The 20336-nt window shown below is 67.0% G+C and carries 3 protein-coding genes; all 3 read left to right on the forward strand.

The window, feature by feature from the left end; all coding sequences use genetic code 11:
- Positions 1-278 precede the first annotated feature (278 nt).
- The 3 genes from G6N59_RS18270 to G6N59_RS31895 all read left to right on the forward strand — a co-directional run bounded on the left by G6N59_RS18270 (position 279) and on the right by G6N59_RS31895 (position 20335).
- Positions 279-872, forward strand: coding sequence for a chorismate--pyruvate lyase family protein (locus tag G6N59_RS18270; RefSeq protein WP_138228290.1), 594 nt, complete (start codon positions 279-281; stop codon positions 870-872).
- A 100-nt stretch (positions 873-972) separates the two neighbouring features.
- Positions 973-3108, forward strand: coding sequence for a p-hydroxybenzoic acid--AMP ligase FadD22 (locus G6N59_RS18275; RefSeq protein WP_138228230.1), 2136 nt, complete (start codon positions 973-975; stop codon positions 3106-3108).
- Positions 3109-3127: 19 nt separating this feature from the next.
- Positions 3128-20335, forward strand: coding sequence for an SDR family NAD(P)-dependent oxidoreductase (locus G6N59_RS31895; protein WP_407665716.1), 17208 nt, complete (start codon positions 3128-3130; stop codon positions 20333-20335).
- The last annotated feature ends 1 nt before the right edge of the window (position 20336 follow it).

Genomic DNA, 20336 nt, shown 5'->3' on the forward strand with positions numbered 1-20336 from the left:
ACGTCACGCGAGGAGTCGCTGCGCTGTGTCCCAATCAGCCGACCACCGGGCCCTCCGAACCACGCGCCCGGCCAAGCCAATTCTCAAAGAGTCGCGGCCTGATCTGTAGCGCCGATGTCACGAGTGAATAGCATGTTATTCCGGAGTGACGATCTGGTTGCCCCTCCGGCACCGACGACGACGTGCTGGGTATATTCAGCCTACGGACTGTGACGTTCGGCGTCATTTTCGAAAAAGCGTTACCTAAACCACGAATTCACCCTATGGGATATTCATACATGACGGCAGACCTTGACCACGAACCCGAACTCGCGGTAGCAGAAATTCGAAAGCTCAATCGCGACCTTCAGATACTTATGGCGACCAATGGCACCCTCACGCGGATTCTGAACGTTCTGGCCAATGAAGAGATCGCTGTAGAGATCATCAGACAGCAAATTCACAACGTCGCGCCGAGAATGGCAGAGTGTCATGGCTTAGCGAGCGGCCGTGTTCTCGAGCGCGACATCTTGCTCAAGGGCCGGACTTCCGGGGACGCATTCGTAGCTGCGAAATCGTTGGTAGCCATGGATTTGTTACCCAGCGAGATCATGACAAGCCTGATGGAGACGGACCGTCCTATTGGGGAGATCATGGCCGGCAGCTGCATCGAGACCTACAAAGAAGAGGCCAAGGTCTGGGCCGGAAAATTACCGAGTTGGCCCGCGCTCGATGGATATCGGAATTCGCGAGTGGAGACCGTCGCCCGCCGGTATCGCATCATCTGCGGAGGACAACCGGTCATTGTTATCACCGAATACATCCTCCGCACGGTATTCGAAGAGTTTCGGGTCCTGAATTCGACGTTTCGAAAAGCTAGCGAATTGGCATGAGGACATTCTTCAATGGCCGAATTCGCTGAATTTATTTGTACGGACCATGTCGTCTCGCGGGGTCCGGCGGAGAGCTGAAAACGGTGAATGGGATCTGGTCGTGGTGAATGGAAACCTGGCGGAACTACTCGCCCGGCGGGCGTCGGAAGCGGGCTGGTACGACAAGCCCGCCTACTATGCGCCCGAGGTGGTGACTCACGGCCAAGTCCACGACGGCGCCGTGCGCCTCGGCGAAGTGCTCAGAAGCCGGGGTCTTTCCCGCGAAGATCGCGTCCTGTTGTGTCTTCCGGATTCGCCGGAGCTGGTGCAGCTACTGCTGGCATGTCTGGCGCGCGGGATCCTGGCATTCCTGGTTAACCCCGATCTCAACCGGGATGACCACGCGTTTCAGGAACGCGACACGGAGCCGGCGCTTGTCGTCACATCCGGTCCTCTGTGCGATCGATTCCAACCTTCGGTCGTTGCGGACGTCGCAGAGCTGGTGTCCGAGGCAGCGCGAGTCGGTCCGGGTGACTACATACCGCTCAGCAGTGACGATCTCGCCTACGCGACGTACACGTCCGGCACCACGGGTGCGCCGAAAGCCGCGCTCCACCGTCACGCAGACCCACTGACTTTTGTCGAGGGCATGTGCGGGAAGGCGTTACGGCTCACGCGCCGCGACACCGGGCTGTCCAGCGCGCGGATGTATTTTGCGTACGGCCTGGGGAATTCGGTCTGGTTTCCACTGGCGACCGGTGGTTCCGCGGTCATCGATCCCGTGCCGATCAGCCCGGAGCGGGCCGCCATTCTGAGCGCCCGATTCGAACCATCGGTGCTCTACGGGGTGCCCAGTTTCTTTGCCAGGGTGGTCGATACCTGCGCTTCCGATTCGTTCCGTTCGCTTCGCTGTGTGGTGACGGCGGGGGAGGCCATGGAGATCGGTCTCGCCGAACGGGTCACGAGATTCTTCGGCGGCATCCCGATTCTCGACGGAATCGGATCTACCGAGGTCGGACAGACGTTCGTGTCGAATACCGTCGACGAATGGCGCCCGGGAACGCTGGGAAAAGTCCTAGCGCCCTATGAGATTCGTGTCGTGGGGCCGGATGGCACGACAGCTGCCACCGGGATCGAGGGGGACCTGTGGGTTAGCGGACCATCGATCGCGCCAGGCTATTGGAATCGTTCTGAACCGGTTGCCGAAAGCGACGGTTGGCTCGAGACGCGGGATCGGGTGGCCATAGATGACCAGGGGTGGGTTACCTACCAGTGCCGCGCGGACGATACCGAGATCGTCGGCGGGGTCAACGTCGATCCGCGGGAGATCGAACGGCTCGTCATGGAAGACGACGCGGTGGCTACAGCTGCCGTTGTCGCCGTGAAAGAGTCCACGGGCGCATCGACGTTGCAGGCATTTCTGGTCCCGGCGGCCGACGTCGTCATCGACGAACTGACTGTGCGCGACATTCACAAGCGATTGCTCAACGCGCTCTCGGCATTCAAGGTGCCGCACAGATTCGCGATCGTCGAGCGACTCCCCCGAACCCCGAACGGGAAACTGCTGCGGCGCGTGCTTCGCATGGAGAGTCCGACGAAACCGATTTGGGACCTCCCGATGACCGAGCCCCAGTTGACCGAGCCCCACCTCGACGCGGCCGCGCAGGCGGGTTGCTCGGCGACCGGGCACCCTAACCCGGCGGACGGCGACGTCGGCGAAGTCACGCTCAAGGAGCGGTTGGCCTTGTTGCAGGAGGAACGGCACCGGCTGGTGGCAGACGCGGTATGCGCGGAGGCCGCGAAGCTGTTGGCCGAGCCAGACCCCCGGTCGGTGGATCGGGATCTGGCCTTCTCCGAGCTGGGTTTCGACTCGCAGATGACGGTCGAACTGGGCAATCGAGTGGCTGCGCTGACGGGACTGCGACTGCCCGAGACGATCGGGTGGGATTGCGGCACGATCTCAGCGCTGGCGCAGTACGTGGAGGCTGCGCTGCCCGGATCGGACCGACGGCCGGAGTCGTCCGCCCCGGCGCATACCGGCGCTGACAGCCTTGCGGTGATCGATGGGGAGCTCACGAGGCTCGAAGACCAGGTGTCGAACATCGGGCCCGACGACAAGCGGCGGGTTGCCGATCGGTTGCGTGCCCTGCTCGACGGCATCACTGCCGGCGAGGACGGGCTGAGCGCGCGGATCAAGGCGGCCGCGACTCCCGACGAGATTTTCCGGCTGATCGATTCCGAGTTCGGCGAGCCATGAAAGAAGAAGGCGACCGATTGTGACCACACAAGTTGAGGGCAGCGACACCGAGCGTGACAAGCTCCTCCGCTATCTGAAGAAGACGGTTATCGAGCTCGACGAGGCGCGCACGCGGCTGCGCGAACACGAGCAACGCGCGACTGAGCCGGTGGCGGTGGTGGGGATCGGCTGCCGCTTTCCGGGCGGGGTGAACTCTGCGGAAGACCTGTGGGAGGTCGTTTCGGCGGGGCGGGATCTGGTGACGGACTTCCCGACCGATCGCGGTTGGGACGTGGAGGGTATCTACGATCCCGATCCCGACGCGGAGGGCAAGACCTACACCCGCAAGGGCGCGTTCTTGGCGGACGCGAGTGGTTTTGACGCCGGGTTTTTCGGCATCGCTCCCGGCGAGGTGTTGGCGATGGATCCCCAGCAGCGGTTGATGCTGGAGGTTTCGTGGGAGGCCCTGGAACACGCGGGGATCGACCCGTTGTCGTTGCGGGGGTCGCAGACCGGAGTCTTCACCGGGATCTTCGCGGCGAGTTACGGCGGCAAACATCAAGGGGCCCTACAGGGCTACGGGTTGACCGGCACGACGGTGAGCGTGGCTTCGGGGCGGGTTGCCTATGTGCTGGGGCTGGAGGGTCCGGCGGTGTCGTTGGATACGGCGTGCTCGTCGTCGCTGGTGGCGATCCATTCGGCCATCGCGTCGTTGCGAGCGGGCGAGTGTGAACTGGCGTTGGCCGGCGGGGTGACGGTGCTGGGGGAGCCCTCGATCTTCATCGGGTTCAGTCGGCAGCGTGGGCTGGCTGCTGACGGGCGTTGCAAGGCGTTTGCCCGGGCGGCCGACGGAACCGGCTGGGGTGAGGGTGCCGGGGTACTGGTGCTCGAGCGGTTGTCGGATGCGCGGCGGCGGGGGCATTCGGTGCTCGCGGTGGTGCGGGGCAGTGCGATCAATCAGGATGGCGCCTCCAATGGGCTGACCGCGCCCAACGGGCTGGCTCAGCAGCGGGTCATTCGGGCGGCGTTGGCCAATGCGAGGTTGACCGCAGCCGACGTGGATGTGGTGGAGGGTCACGGGACCGCCACCACGCTGGGCGATCCCATTGAGGCGCAGGCATTGTTGGCCACGTATGGACAGGACCGTCCGGCGGGCCAGCCGCTGTGGCTGGGCTCCGTCAAGTCCAATATGGGTCACACCCAGGCCGCGGCGGGGGTGGCCGGGGTGATCAAGATGGTGCAGGCGATGCGTCATGGCATGATGCCGGCGACGTTGCATGTGGATGAGCCTTCCCCGCGCGTGAATTGGGAAAGCGGCGCGGTGTCGGTGTTGACCGAGGCGCGGGACTGGCCGCTCCATGGGCGTCCACGCCGGGCGGGCGTGTCGTCGTTCGGGATCAGCGGCACCAACGCGCACGTGATCATCGAACAAGCTCCCGAGCAGGCAGTGCTCGATGCGAGTGAAATTGCCGGGGCTACAACGGAATTGCCTGCAGTGCCATGGGTTATTTCGGCTCGCTCGGCGGAGGCGCTGACGGCTCAGGCGGGCCGACTGCTGGCCCGTGTCGAGGCCGACCCGGCGCTGGATCCGGTCGATGTGGGGTACTCCCTGGCGGGCCGGTCGGTGTTCGAGCATCGGGCTGTGGTGGTGGGTGCGGACCGACCGGCGTTGCTGACGGGGCTCGCGGCGCTGGCCGGCGGTGCCGCGAGCACGGGCGTGGTGGTCGGGCAAGCGGGGCCGGTGGGCAAGACGGTCGTGGTGTTCCCCGGGCAGGGCTCGCAGCAGCTCGGGATGGGCCGGGAACTGTACGGACAGTTACCCGTGTTTGCCGAGGCATTCGATGCGGTGGCCGATGAGCTGGACAAGCACCTGCGATTGCCACTGCGCGAGGTCATCTGGGGTGCCGATTCGGAACTGCTTGACTCCACTGAGTTTGCCCAGCCTGCACTGTTCGCGCTTGAGGTGGCGCTGTTCGAGGTGATGCTGCGCTCGGGTGTGCAGCCGGACTTCGTGATGGGCCACTCGGTCGGGGAGTTCGCGGCGTCATATGTCGCCGGTGTGTTGACGTTGGCCGACGCGGCAATGCTGATAGCCGCGCGGGGCCGGTTGATGCAAGCGTTGCCTGCGGGTGGAGCGATGGTGGCGGTGGCTGCTACCGAAGAAGAAGTCATGCCATTGCTGGACGAGGGCGTCGGCATCGCGGCGATCAATGCGCCCAAATCAGTGGTGATCTCTGGTGACCAGGCAACCGCGAGCGCGATCGCCGATCGGTTTGCCGAGCAGGGCCGGCGGGTGCACCGCCTGGCCGTCTCGCACGCGTTTCATTCGCCGTTGATGGAGCCGATGCTCGAGGAGTTCTCGGCGGTTGCGGCCCGGGTTCACGCGCGCGCGCCGCGAATCGGGTTGGTGTCGAACGTGACGGGTGAATTGGCAAGCGCCGAAAGCAACTTCGGGTCGTCGCAGTATTGGGTCGAGCATGTCCGCCGGCCGGTTCGCTTTGCCGACAGCGTGCGTCATCTGCAGGCGGCGGGGGCGACGCATTTCATCGAGGTCGGTCCCGGCAGTGGTCTGACGAGCGCCATCGAGCAGTCGGTGGCCCCGGCCGAGGCAGTGGTGGTCCCGACGCTGGCCAAGAACCGCCCGGAGGCGGCCTCCGTGCTGGGGGCGCTGGGTCAGTTGTTCACCACCGGCGTGCCGGTCGACTGGTCGGCGGTTTTCGCCGGCTCGGGTGGGCGGCGGGTCGAGTTGCCGACGTATGCGTTTCAGCGGCGCCGGTTCTGGGACAGGGGTGCGGACGGGCCTACCGATGTGGCCGGTCTGGGTCTGGGCGGGACTGAGCATGCCCTGCTGGGTGCGGTGGTCCAGCGGCCCGATCTCGGCGGGGTGGTCCTGACTGGCCGGTTGTCGCTGGCTGATCAGCCGTGGCTGGCCGATCACGTGATCGGCGGGGCGGTGCTGTTCCCAGGGACGGGATTTGTGGAGTTGGCGATCCGCGCCGGTGATGAAGTGGGTTGCGGAGTCATCGATGAGTTGGTGCTGGCGGCGCCGCTGGTGATACAGCCGGGTGTGGGCGTGCAGGTGCAGGTGGTCGTCGGGCAGGCCGACGAGTCCGGGCACCGGTCGGTGACGGTGTACTCCCGAGAAGATCAATCCGAGGACTGGTCGCTCAACGCCGAGGGCAAGCTCGGGGTCGACGCTGCGGATGCCTCGGTGGACTGGTCGGTGTGGCCACCGCCGGGCGCGGAGAGCGTCGACATCTCGGACGGCTATGCGCAATTGGCGGACCGCGGTTACGCCTACGGCCCGGCGTTTCAAGGGTTGGTGTCCATCTGGCGGCGCGAGTCGGAGATTTTCGTCGAGGTGGCTGCTCCTACCGGTGCCGGGGTGGCGGTCGACGGGGTCGGGATGCATCCCGCGGTGCTGGATGCAGTGCTGCATGCCCTGGGGCTGGCCATCGAGACCAGTGAGACCCGGCTGCCCTTCTGCTGGCGGGGCGTGTCGTTGCACGCCGCGGGCGCCGGACGCGTGCGAGCCCGGCTGACGTCGGTGGGACCAGACGCGATCTCGATCGACGTGGCTGATACCGAGGGATTGCCGGTTTTGACGGTGGGCGCATTGGTGACGCGACCGGTGAGCGCCGAGCAGCTCGGCGCTGCTCTTGCCGCGAGCCGCGGTGCACCCGATCAGGGGCCACTGGACGTGATGTGGTCACCGATATCGTTGAGCCACAATGATATTGATGCGACCAACCCGCCGACGGTGGTCACCTGGCAAGACGTGAACGTCGGCGGCGCAAAGACCGGTGATGCCGGTGTCGTGGTGTGGGAGTGCGCATCTGCCGGTGCGGACGTGGATGTGGTGGGCTCGGTCTATGCGGCGACCCACGCCGCCCTAGAGGTGTTGCAGTCCTGGCTCGGCCGCGACCGCGCGGCCACGCTGGTGGTGTTGACCCACGGTGCTGTCGCTTTGCCGGGCGAGGACGTCACCGACCTGGCCGCAGCCGCGGTATGGGGCATGGTCCGGTCCGCGCAGAATGAGAGTGGCGGCCGGATCGTGCTGGTCGACACCGACGCCGGCAGCGCGGTAGACGTGGCGATGCTTGCCGCCGCCGGTGAATCCCAACTGTTGGTGCGCGGCAACATGATTCATGCCGCCCGGCTCTCCCCGGCACCGCCGCTGCTGCCGCTGCCGGCGGGGGAGCCGGCGTGGCGGTTGGCCGCCGGCGGCGGCGGGACGTTGGAGGATCTGGGGTTGCGGCCCTGCCCGGACGTGCAAGCGCCGCTGCAGCCGGGGCAGGTGCGGGTGGGGGTGTCCGCCGTGGGCGTCAACTTCCGCGACGTGGTGGTCGCGTTGGGCATGTATCCCGGCGAGGTCCCGCCGCTGGGTGCCGAAGGCGCCGGGGTGGTGCTCGAGACCGGTCCCGAAGTGACCAGTGTCGCCGTCGGCGACCCGGTGATGGGATTGCTGGGCGGCGCGGGACCGCTGACCGTGGTGCCCCAGGAACTCATCACCCGGACGCCGCAGGGCTGGTCGCTGACCGACGCCGCCGCGGTGCCGTTGGTGTTCTTGACGGCTCTGTACGGATTGGCCGATCTGGGCGGGATCCGTCCCGGGGAATCGCTGCTCGTCCACGCCGGGACCGGTGGCGTGGGCATGGCGGCGGTGCAGTTGGCCCGCCACTGGGGTGTCGAAGTATTCGTCACCGCCAGCCGCGGCAAATGGGACACGCTGCGCGCCATGGGGTTTGACGACGACCGTATCGGTGATTCCCGGACGTTGGACTTCGAGGACAAGTTCCTGGCAGCCACCGGCGGCAGGGGCGTTGATGTCGTCCTCAACGCACTGACTGGTGGTTTCGTTGATGCATCGCTTCGCCTACTGGTGCGCGGTGGTCGCTTCCTCGAGATGGGCAAGACCGATATCCGTGATGCGCAGGAGATCGCCGCCGCCTATCCCGGTGTGATCTATCAGGCGTTTGATCTGTCGGACGCGGGCCCGGCGCGCATGCAGGAGATGTTGGTCGAGGTACGCGAACTCTTCGACGCCCAGGTGTTGCATCGGCTCCCGGTCACCACCTGGGACGTGCGTTGCGCGCCGGCGGCCCTCCGATTCATGAGCCAGGCCCGTCATATCGGCAAAGTGGTCTTGACGATGCCCACTGCGCTCGCCGATGGACTGGCAGGCGGCACGGTGTTGATCACCGGAGCCACCGGGATGGTCGGCGCTGTGCTGGCCCGCCACCTGGTCAGCGCGTACGGCGTGCGTCATCTGGTGTTGGCCAGCCGTCGGGGCGATCAGGCCGAGGGCGCCGCCGAGTTGGCGGCCGAGTTGACCGAGGCCGGCGCCAGGGTACAGGTGGCGGCCTGCGATGTGGCCGATCGCGATGCGGTCACGGCGTTGTTCGCCCAGCTGTCGCGGGAGTATCCGCCGGTGCGCGGGGTGATTCACGCCGCCGGTGTGCTCGACGACGGAGCGATCACGTCATTGACGCCGGATCGGGTCGATACGGTGTTGCGCGCCAAGGTGGACGCCGCGTGGAACCTGCACGAGGCCACCCGTGATCTCGATCTGGCGTTGTTCGCGCTGTGCTCCTCGATCGCGGCCACGGTGGGCGCACCCGGGCAGGGGAACTATTCGGCGGCGAACGCGTTCCTCGACGGGTTGGCCGCGCACCGGCAGGCCGCAGGGCTTCCCGGGATATCGCTGGCGTGGGGATTGTGGGAACAGGCCAGCGGCATGACCGCGCATCTGAGCAACCGTGACCGGGCCCGGATGAGCCGCAGTGGGCTGGCCCCGATGAGTCCGGGGCAGGCGCTGGAGCTGCTCGACGCCGCGCTCGCGATTGATCACCCCATGATGGTTGCCACCCGCCTGGACCGCGCCGCGCTGGATGCCCTGGCCCAGAGCGACGGTTTACCGGCCCTGTTCAGTGGGCTCGCGCGCCGCCCGCAACGCCGCCGAATCGAGAGCTCCGGTGATGCTGCCCAGTCGAAATCGGCACTGGCGCAACGGCTCAGCGGGCTGACAGCCGGCGAACAACACGAACTACTGGTGGGACTGGTGTGTTTGCAGGCAGCTGAGGTGCTCGGCCTGCCTTCCGCGCAGGACGTCGACCCCGAGGCTGAATTCCAGACCTTCGGCTTCGACTCGCTGACCGCCGTCGAACTGCGCAACCGTCTCAAAACGGCCACCGGCCTCACGCTGCCGTCCACGCTGATCTTCGATTACCGAACCGCCGCCGCGCTTGCCGACTATGTGGGACAACAAATCCCGGAAAGTCAGCGTCCCGAACCCGGGCCGGCCGAACCCGCCGACAAGAACCCCAAGGTATCCGGTCCGGCGGAGTTGACGTCAGGTTTCGCCATCGTCGGCTACGCGGCCCGGTTTCCGGGCGCCGCGGACACCGACGAATTCTGGCAGATGCTGTGCGAAGGCCGGGATGCGGTTTCGGAGGTACCCGACGACCGATGGGACGTCGATCAGTTCTTCGACCCGGAGCCGGGTGCGCCCGGAAAGGTCGTAACCCGTCGGGCCGGTCTGGTCGACGACGTCGCGGGCTTCGATGCACCGTTCTTCGGCATGTCGGCGCGCGAGGTCAGGTTGCTGGACCCGCAGCATCGACTGCTGCTGGAGACGGCGTGGCGGGCGGTGGAGCATTCGGGCACCGCGCCGACATCCTTGGCCAACACCAGCACCGGCGTATTCGTCGGCTTGTCCACCCACGACTTTCTGGGTATGGCATTCAGCGAGCTGAATTACGACGAGGTCGAGGCCTATTTGGGCATCGGGACTTCGAACGCCGCGGCAGCAGGCCGGATCAGCCATCGGCTGGGGCTGCAGGGTCCCGCGGTCGCCGTCGACACGGCGTGCAGCTCCTCGCTGGTGGCAATTCACCAGGCATGCCAAGCGCTCCGCCTGGGGGAGTGTGACCTCGCGCTGGCCGGCGGCGCGAACGTGCTGCTCACTCCGGCGACCATGATCACGTTCTCCAGCGCGCGCATGCTGGCGCCCGACGGCCGGTGCAAGACTTTCGATGCGGCCGCGGACGGCTATGCGCGCGGCGAGGGTTGCGGCGTCATCGTCATCAAACGGCTCGAGGACGCGATTGCCGACGGTGACCGGATTCGGGCCGTGATCCGCGGCAGCGCGATCAACCAGGACGGCGCATCGGGGGGCTTGACGGTGCCGAACGGTATTGCCCAGCAACGGGTTATCGCCGCGGCGCTGAAACGCGCAAACCTCGAACCCGGCGACGTCGGATACCTGGAAGCACATGGCACCGGTACCTCGCTGGGGGATCCGATCGAGGTCCAGGCCGCGGGGGCGGTGTTCGGCGACGGCCGCGATCCCGATGAGCCGCTGCTGATCGGTTCGGTCAAGACGAACATCGGACATCTGGAAGCAGCGGCCGGAATCGCCGGTGTCATCAAGGTCATCCTCTCGCTCGAACACGAATTGCTGCCGCAGCACCTGCACTTCGAGAACCCGTCGCCGCACATTCCGTGGGACGAGCTTCCGGTGCGGGTTGTCAAGGAGGCCACCGCCTGGGAGCGCAACGGACGCCCACGTATCGCCGGCGTCAGCTCATTCGGGTTCGCAGGGACCAACGCGCACGTCATCATCGAAGAAGCAACCACGGCCCAGCCCGCGGAGCCGGCTACCGCCGGGGCGCCTCCCAAGTCTGATGTCGGCGCCGGGGCGCCTCCCAAATTCAGCCTGCTGCCGCTTTCCGCCCGCACGCCTGCCGCACTGGTGCAGCTCGCCGATCACTACCGCAGCTGGTTGAGCACGCATCCGGAGGCCGACCTCAAAGATGTGTGCCTCACCGCCGGGGCGGGCCGAGCACACTTCGAGCACCGCGCTGCGTTGGTGGTCAATTCGACCGAGTCGGCCGTCGAGCTGCTCGGTGCGCTCGCGGATGACCGGCCGGCGCCCGGCCTGAGGCGTGGAGTCTCCGATCGCAAGCCGAAGACGGCGTGGTTGTTCCCCGGACAGGGCAGCCAGTACGCCGGCATGGCCAAGGAGCTCTATGAGACCGAGCCGGTCTTCGCCGAAACCATGGACCAATGCGCGGTTGCCGTAGCCGATGTACTCGAAAAGCCCTTGCTGGACGTCATTTTCGATAACGGCCCCGGTGCCGAGGAGACGCTGCGGCAGACCAGCTATGCCCAGCCGGCGATCTTCGCCGTCGAGATGGGACTGGCCCGGCTCTGGCAGTCGTGGGGTTTGGAACCCGATGTGGTGCTTGGCCACAGCGTCGGCCAATATGCGGCGGCCTGCGTGGCGGGTGTGTTCAGCATCGAGGACGGAGCGCGGCTGACCGCGGAGCGCGGGCGCCTGTTCGGCAGTTTGCCTGCGGGCGGGCGGATGGCCGCGGTGTTCGCCGCCGCCGAGCGCGTCGAGAGCCTCACCGACGAATACCCGAGCCTGTCGGTGGCCGCCTACAACGGTGCAAACACCGTGCTGTCGGGACCTGGAGAGGATCTGGACCGGGCGGTCGCCGCATTGGCGGCCGATGGCGTGCGGTGTGATTGGCTGGACACCAGCCACGCATTCCACTCGGCGTTGCTGGACCCGGTCCTGGACGAGTTCGGTTCGTATGTCGACCAGTTCAATTTCCGCCCGCCACAACGCATTCTGGTTTGCAACCGCACCGGCGCCGCGCTCGGCAGTAGCGGGAAACTCGATGGCGCCTACTGGCAGCGTCATGCCCGCCAACCGGTCGAATTCGCCAAGAGCGTGCGCACCCTTGCCGACCTCAATTGCAAAGTCCTGCTCGAGGTGGGCCCGCAACCGTTGCTCACCGCCGCGGCCCTGCGGGCGTGGCCGGACCCGGCCACGTCACCGCAGCCGATCGCGTCGTTGCGTCGAAACACTGCCGATCACCGCCAGATCACCGAAGCCCTCGCCGATTCCTACGTCGCCGGGCACCTGCCCAACTTCGGCGCAGCCGGTCGGGGACCGGCGAGCAGGCTCGACCTGCCCACCTATCCCTTCGAACGCCGCCAGTACTGGTTCCGTGATCCGGCGGCCGGGCCGAGCCGCCACCGTAGGGCGAGGTCCGATGCGGACACCCGCTACGAGATTCGCTGGGAGAAAGTCGCGGCGGGGCGCCAAGGCGGCGGCGGATCCGCCTGGCTGCTCATCGGTGACGATGCCGAGTTGCTCCAGCCATTGGTCGATGCGCTGACTGCGGGCGGGCACCGGTACCGGATTGTCGGGTTGCCGATGTCCGACGCGGAGGCGGACCGTCTCGAAGACGTATTGCGTGCCGCCGGGGCAGACGAACCGGGGTTGCGCATCCTGCATGCCGCGGCCCTCGACGCGGAGCGCGCAACCTCGACGTCGTCGGTGCTGCGGATGCAACACCGGGTTCTGGGCGGGACCCGTCGGCTCTTCCGCGCCGCGGCGGCCGCCGAACTGCGATCGCCCATCTGGCTGGTCACCCGCGGCGCGCAACGAGTCACCGACGCGGACACCGTGTCACCGGATCAGGGTTGCCTGTGGGGATTCGGCCGTGCCGCCGCGCTGGAGTATCCCCGACTCTGGGGTGGACTGGTGGATCTGGCGCAGGGGACCGCCGGCGAGTGGGAGCAGTTGATCGATTGGCTGACGGCGCCGCCACGTGACTCGGCCGTTCGGGAGGATCAGATCGCGCTGCGTGATCACTCGGTCTATCTCCCCCGGCTGGTGCGGCGCACCGGTCAGGCGAGCGTCACGCCGCTGGAACTACGTTCTGACGCAACGTATCTGGTCAGCGGTGGGCTCGGATCGATAGGCCTGGAGATCGCCGGGTATATGGCCGCCAGCGGCGCCCGGCATCTGGTGTTGACCAGCCGACGACTCCCCAGCGCTGACACCCAACAGCGCATCGACGCACTGAGCGAGCGGCACAGCTGCGAAATTCGGGTTATCACCGCCGATGTCGCGGATGCGCATGCCGTTGCACGTCTGCTGATCGCCGTGCAGGCCGAACTCCCGCCGCTGGCCGGCATCATCCACGCCGCGGGCGAGATCGGCACCACGGTGCTGAGCCAATTGGACGATGCGGAAACCGATCGCGTCTTCGCCGGGAAGGTTTGGGGTGCTTGGCATTTGAGCGAAGCGGCGGCCGGCCTGAAGCTGGACTTCTTCGTCAGCACCTCGTCGATCGCGTCGGTCTGGGGCGGATTCGGTCAGACCTCCTACGGCGCGGCGAACGCGTTCCTCGACGGGTTGTCCTGGCGCCTACGCGAGCGGGGCATCCAAGGAATGAGTGTGAACTTCGGCCCTTGGGTGGCGGGCGGGAACGATGACGGAGTGGACGGAAAGGCGCACGCGGCGGGCATGGCCGATGCGGAATCCCGTGCGCGACTGGACGAACGAGGGATCAAAACGTTGTCGTCCGCTGATGCCCTCGCGGGTCTGGCCGACGTCATGTCGGCCGCGTCGGCGCAGGGTGTGGTGGCCCGTATCGACTGGGCCCGTTTCCTGCCGCTCTACCAACTGTCGGGCAGGCGGGGGTTCCTGGCGGAGTTGGAGCGAGAAGTCGCCTCGGAAACGAAGGCAACGGCAGCCGAAGTGACTGTTGCGGCACCGCCACCGACGCAGTCCGGGCAGACGCTGTTCATCGAGCGGCTCATGAATGCTCCTGTGCAGCAGCGCAAGAGACTGGTGACCGACCACCTGCGTGACGCGGTGGCAGAGGTGACGCGGCTGGATGCCTCGGAGATTCGCGAGGATGCCGGGTTCTTCGACCTCGGCATGGATTCGCTGATGGCCGTCGAGCTGCGGCGCCGCATCGAACAGGCGGTGGGCCAGGAGGTACCCGTCACCCTGGTGATGGACCACCCGCGGCTGTCAGACGCGGCGGACTATCTACTCGGCGACGAGGTACTCGGGCTCGGCGAGGGGCCATCGGCACCGAAACGGACGTCAACGACGACCCCCACGGACGAACCGATTGCGATCGTGGCCGTGTCATGCCGTTTCCCCGGTGCACCCGACCCGGAAGCATTCTGGGAGGTGTTGTCCGGCGGCGTGGACGCAATCCGGGAAGTTCCGGAGGACCGATTCGACATCGACGAGTACTACGACCCGGACCCGGAGACTCCGGGTAAGACCTACACGCGCTTCGGCGGATTCCTGGACGGCATCGACCGATTCGATCCGGAATTCTTCGGCATCTCCCCGCGTGAGGCCGTGTGGATCGAGCCGCAACAGCGTCTGACGCTGGAAACGGCGTGGGAAGGGTTGGAACGCGCGGGGTATTCGCCGGCCTCCTTGCGCGGCAGCCGAACCGGCGTCTTCATGGGGGTGGCGGCCAATGAGTATGCGCACCTGCTGTCCGCCGAGCCGATCGACAAAATCGAACCGCACTTCATCACTGGCAACGCGCTCAATGCGATCTCCGGTCGGGTCGCGTTCGCACTCGGACTCGAAGGGCCGGCAGTAGCGGTCGATACCGCGTGCAGCTCGGCATTGGTGGCTGTCCATCAGGCCTGCCAGGCATTGCGCGGCGGCGACTGCGATCTCGCCCTCGCCGGAGGCGTGAACGTCTTGTTGAGCCCGGTATCATTGGTTGCCGCATCCCGGGCCAGGATGCTGTCCCCCGTCGGGCGCTGCAAGACCTTCGACGCCTCGGCCGATGGTTACGTCCGCAGTGAAGGCTGCGGCATCCTGGTGCTCAAGCGGCTGAGTGATGCGGTACGTGATGGCGACCAGGTCTGCGCGGTCATTCCGAGTAGCGCGGTGAACCAGGACGGTGCATCCAGCGGCTTGACGGTGCCCAATGGTGGTGCGCAGCAACGGCTCATCGGGGCAGCACTGGCTCGGGCCGGGTTGGCCGGCCGCGATATCGACTACCTCGAGGCACATGGCACCGGCACTCCACTGGGTGATCCGATCGAGGTGCAGGCCGCAGCGGCGGCCTACGGCGGCGCGCGCCAGGCGGACCGGCCGCTGCTCATCGGTTCGGTGAAGTCCAACATTGGCCACACCGAATCTGCCTCCGGCGCAGCAGGTCTGATCAAGGTGGTGCTGTCGCTCCAAAATGGCTTGCTGCCGCAGAGCCTGCACTTCGACAACCCGTCGCCGCACATCCCGTGGGACTCGCTACCCGTGCGGGTCGTCGACAAGGCGGTTCCCTGGCAGGGCAACGGCAGGCCGCGGCGGGCCGGCGTGAGTTCGTTCGGCTTCACCGGTACCAACGCGCATGTGCTGGTCGAAGAGGCGCCACGACAGCCGGCCGGCCCCGTGGGTGACGTGCCGGACAGCGGTGTACCGGAGAGCACGGACACGCACGAACAGCCCTCCGACGTGCTGGCGCTTTCCGCGCGGTCGCCGGAAGCACTCGCGGCGGTGGCGCAACGCTATGAGGCCTGGCTGCGCGACCACCCCGACACCAGCCTGGCCGACCTGTGCCGCACCGCCGGAACGGGCCGGACGCACTTCGAACATCGCGCCGCGCTCGTCGTGGATTCGGTCGCGAGCGCGCGCGAGGGCCTGGCGGCGTTGGCGGAGAACCGGCTACGGCCCGGCGTGGTCCGGGGTGAGCACATCAACCGGCCAACGACGGCGTGGTTGTTCACCGGGCAGGGCAGCCAGTATCCGGGGATGGCGCGTGAATTGTTCGACGCCGAGCCGGTTTTCGCCGAAACCGTGACACGGTGTGCGGAGGCTGTCGGCGACATGCTGCCGCGGCCGTTGCTGGAGGTACTGTTCGACACCGACCGCCAGACCTCGGACACGCTCCGGCACACGTCGTATGCGCAGCCGGCGTTGTTCGCCGTGGAGATGGGCCTGGCCCGGCTGTGGCAGTCGTGGGGCCTGGCGCCCGACGTGGTCCTGGGACACAGCGTGGGCCAGTACGCGGCGGCCTGCGTGGCCGGCGTGTTCAGCCTCGAGGACGGCGCACGGCTGATGGCCGAACGTGGCCGACTGTTCGGCAGCTTGCCCGAGGGCGGGCGAATGGTCGCGGTATTCGCCGACCCCGCTCACGTCGAGGCCGTCGCCGGTGAGTTCCCGCGGGTCTCGGTGGCGGCATACAACGGTCCCAACACCGTGCTGTCGGGTCCTGGTGCGGAGGTGGAGCAGCTGGTCGACCGGTTCAACGCCGAGGCAATCCGCTGCACCCCGCTGGAGACCAGCCACGCCTTCCACTCGGAACTGCTGGAGCCGGTGCTCGATGAATTCGAGTCGTACGCAGCACAGTTGCGATTTGCCGCCCCGACTTTGCCGCTGATCTGCAACCGCACCGCCGCCGTGCTCACCGCCGAAACGCCTATCGACGCTCGGTACTGGCGGCGGCACTCCCGCCAGCCGGTGCAATTCGCGGACAGTGTGCGCACTGCGGCGGCACTGGGATGCACTGTGCTGATGGAGATCGGCCCGCAACCCATATTGACCGCCGCGGCCATGCAGGTCTGGCCGGAACACCTGAGCGCGCCACGGGCCATCGCCTCGATGAGAAAGGGTGTGAGTGACCGGCGCCAGATCGCCACCGCCCTGGCCTCGGCGTACGTCAGCGGCCTCAGTCCCGATTTCGCCGCGGTGTACCGCCACGCCGGTCGCCGGCTCGAACTGCCCACCTATCCGTTCCAGCGTCGGCGCTTCTGGCCCAAGACATCCGGCCTGACCCACGAAGGGGTAGGCGGTCCGACATCCGGAATCCTCGGCAGCGCAAAGGAACTCGCTTCCGGAGACACTGTTTACGTCAGTAGGCTGGGGGTCAAATCGCAGCCCTGGCTTTCCGATCACGTCATCTACGGCACCGTTGTGGTCCCGGGAGCGACCTACGCCGCGATGGCGCTGGCCGCCGTCGGCGCACCGGCCCGGGTGAAAGACGTCTTCTTCTACGAGCCGATCATCCTGCCGGACAAGAGTTCTCGCGAAGTGCAACTCACCCTGCATCCTTCCGCGGAAGATGGCCGATGGAGCTTCCAGGTCCACAGCCGCCCCTATGGCGAACGCGGTGCCGAATGGTCGCTGAACGCCGACGGCACCGTAGTCAGTGGCGCCGAGACCGAATCGGTCTCCGATCCGGATCTCGGCGAAACCGTCGAGCGACTGGAGCGGCTGCGTCCGCAGGATCTGATCGACACCTTCGCAGACCTGGAACTGGCCTGGGGGCCCACCTGGTCCACGTCCCTCAAATCGCTTTGGCTCGGTGACGGCGAGGCGATCGGCGACATTCTCGTCGGTGAAGAACTCGCCGAACAACTGGGAGCGGAGCCGATGCATCCGGTGCTGCTGGACTTGTGCACCGGCGTTGCGTTTCCGGCGTTCCCGGCACTCCTGGCCGCCGAACAGGGCATGAGCGATCTGTTCCTGCCGTTGCGGTACGGGCAGGTGGAGCTCAAGGAGAAGATGCCGCGGCGTTTCTATTGCCGAGCGCGGTGGCATGCCGGCGCACTCGACAGCGAAACCCAGGTCTTCGATCTCGATTTCGTCGATCGGGATGGCCGACGCCTGGGCGGGATCAGCGAGTTCACGGTCAAACGCGCGCCTCGGGAGGCGTTGCTGCGCGGACTGGGCGGTGACGCGGCCCGGCTGCTCTACACAGTGGGCTGGCATGAGGTGCCGCCGCCACCGGCTGACGCTCCGGCGGGTCTGAGCGGCACCTGGCTGGTCGCGGGGTTCGGCGAACTTGCCGCCGAGATGCCCGGCTGCGTCCCGTTCGATCGGGACACCGATCCGGAGCTCCTCGGCCAGGTGCTGGCGACGGCGCACGAGCGCGGCGTCGGATTCTCCGGCGTGGTCTGGCGCAGTAATGCGGAAAGCGCTGACGAGCCGACCGCCGAGGCCGCGGCGCGGCTCGAAACGGAGATCGCCAACCTGCTCAGTGCGGTGCACACGGTGCAGGGCGGCGGCGTGACCCTCCCGAACGGCCTCTGGATCGTCACCGAGCGGGCCGTGGCGGCCGAGTCGGGCGAACCGGTCGACCCGGTGCAGGCGGCGTTGTGGGGGCTCGGACGCACCGTGATCAACGAGGAGCCCGCGCTGCGCGCCAAGCTCATCGACGTCGACGGATCGCCCGAAGCCGCCGCGGCCGTGGTCAGGTTGTTGGCTGCACCAGTCGACGAGCCCGAACTTGCTGTGCGGCAAGGCAAGCTGTTGGCTTCACGGTTGTTGCCGCGGGCCCGCAGCGGCCATCTCACGGTGCCGCATGCCACCGACTACGAGTTGGCGCCCAGCGAGCGCGGTGCGATCGACAACCTGCGACTGACCGAAAAAGAGGTGCTCGCACCGGAGGCCGGCTACGTGCAGGTCCGGGTGGAGGCCGCGGGTCTCAACTTCCGCGATGTGCTCAATGTGCTGGGTCTGTATCCCGGTGATCCGGGCCCGATCGGCGGCGACTTCGCCGGCGTCGTCACGGCCTTGGGCGCGGACGTCACGGGAGTCGACGTGGGGCAGCGGGTCTACGGCTCGATGCAGGGTGCGTTCAGCAGCCGATTCAACGTGCCGGCCCACTTCCTGGCGCCCATACCGGGCGGGGTGAGCGCGGTGGAAGCCGCGACGATCCCCGCCGCGGCACTCACGGTCCGGCTGTCGTTCGACTGGGCCCGGCTGAAGCCGGGCGACAAGGTGCTGATCCACGCCGCCAGCGGTGGCGTGGGACTGGCGGCCATCCAGATGGCTCAGCAGCTCGGTGCCGAAGTGTTCGCCACCGCGAGCACGTTCAAGCGTGCGACGCTGCGCAAGCTGGGTGTGCAGCACGTCTATGACTCGCGCACAACCGATTTCGCCGATCAGATCGTGGCGGATACCGGCGGTGCGGGCGTGGACGTCGTGCTCAACAGTCTGACCAACGAGGGCTTCATCGAGGCGACGCTCCGGGCCACCGCCAAGGGCGGCCGCTTCGCCGAGATCGCCAAGCGTGATATCTGGACTCCCGAGCAGATGGCCGCGGCGCGTCCCGACGTCGCCTACGAGATCGTCGCGCTGGACACCGTGATGCTCACCGAACCCGAACGCATTCGTGATCTGCTCACCGAGGTGTCACAGGGCTTGACTGCAGCGGACGACTCTTGGAGCAAGCGCTCGCCGGGCCAGTGGACGCCACTGCCGGCCGAGATATACCCGCTCACCGAGGCGAGGACAGCGTTCCGGCGCATGCAGCAGGCCCGGCACACCGGCAAGATCGTGCTGCAGATGCCCAACCCGTTGCAACCGCGGCCCGACCGGAGCTATCTGATCACCGGCGGCCTGGGTGCGATCGGTCTGCACACGGCGTCGTATCTGGCGGGGCTCGGCGCCGGGGACATCGTGCTGGCCAGTCGGCACGCGCCCGATGCCGAAAAACAAAGGGCGATCGACGACATCACCGAGCGGTACAAGTGCCGTATCCATGTCTTCACCGCCGATGTCGGGGAGGAGCCGGAGGTGCAGGCCCTACTGGAGCGCATCCGGGCGGAGGTGACGCCATTGGCTGGTGTGGTGCATCTGGCCGGCGTGCTCGATGACGCGCTGCTCGGTCAGCAGGAACTCGAAAAGTTCCGGATGACGTTGGCGCCCAAGGCATACGGTGCTTACCACCTCCACCGGCTGACCAAGAACGACGAACTGGACGTCTTCATCGTGTCCTCGTCGGTGTCGGCGCTGTTCGGCCCACCGGGCCAGGCCAACTACGCGACCGCCAATGCGCTGCTCGACGGCCTGGTCGCCCACCGCAGGGCACAGGGGCTGCCGGCCACCGGAGTCAACTTCGGCCCGTGGGCGCGGGGCGGCATGGCCGCGTCGGCGGCTGCGGCGTCCAACATCAGCGCGCAGGGACTGATACCGATGGACCCATCGGCAGCACTCGGCGCGCTGGCGGAGGCCATCGCCAACGGAACCGGTCAGGCTGCCGTCGTCAAGGCCAATTGGCAGCGTGCCGCGAAGGTGCTGGGCAGCTCGCGCCCGCCCATCCTGGAGCTGGTGCTGCCGAGCCCCGCTTCGGATGCTGTCAGCGACAGCGAATTGCTCAAGCAGCTGATGGAGATTCCGGTGCCGCAGCGGACCGGTTTCGTCGCAGAGTTCCTCCAGCGCGAGGTGCAGAACTTCCTGCGACTGGCGCAGCCGCCGGCCACCACCAGCCGGTTCCTGGACCTGGGCACCGACTCGTTGATGGCGGTCGAGCTTCGCAACCGGCTGCACAGTCAATTCGGCGGCAAGTTCTCCATCAACGCGACCGCGGTATTCGACTACCCGACCATCGGAGAGCTCGCCGAGTACCTGGCCGGTCAGCTGCCCGATTCGGAATCGGCCGTCGCCCCGGAGCCGAGTTGAT

The sequence above is a fragment of the Mycolicibacterium aubagnense genome (assembly GCF_010730955.1).
GTDB classification, from domain to species: Bacteria; Actinomycetota; Actinomycetes; order Mycobacteriales; family Mycobacteriaceae; genus Mycobacterium; species Mycobacterium aubagnense.

Coding starts and splice junctions, on each gene's coding strand:
- G6N59_RS18270 (WP_138228290.1), top strand. CDS start 279: ATGACGGCAGACCTTGACCACGAACCCGAACTCGCGGTAGCAGAAATT.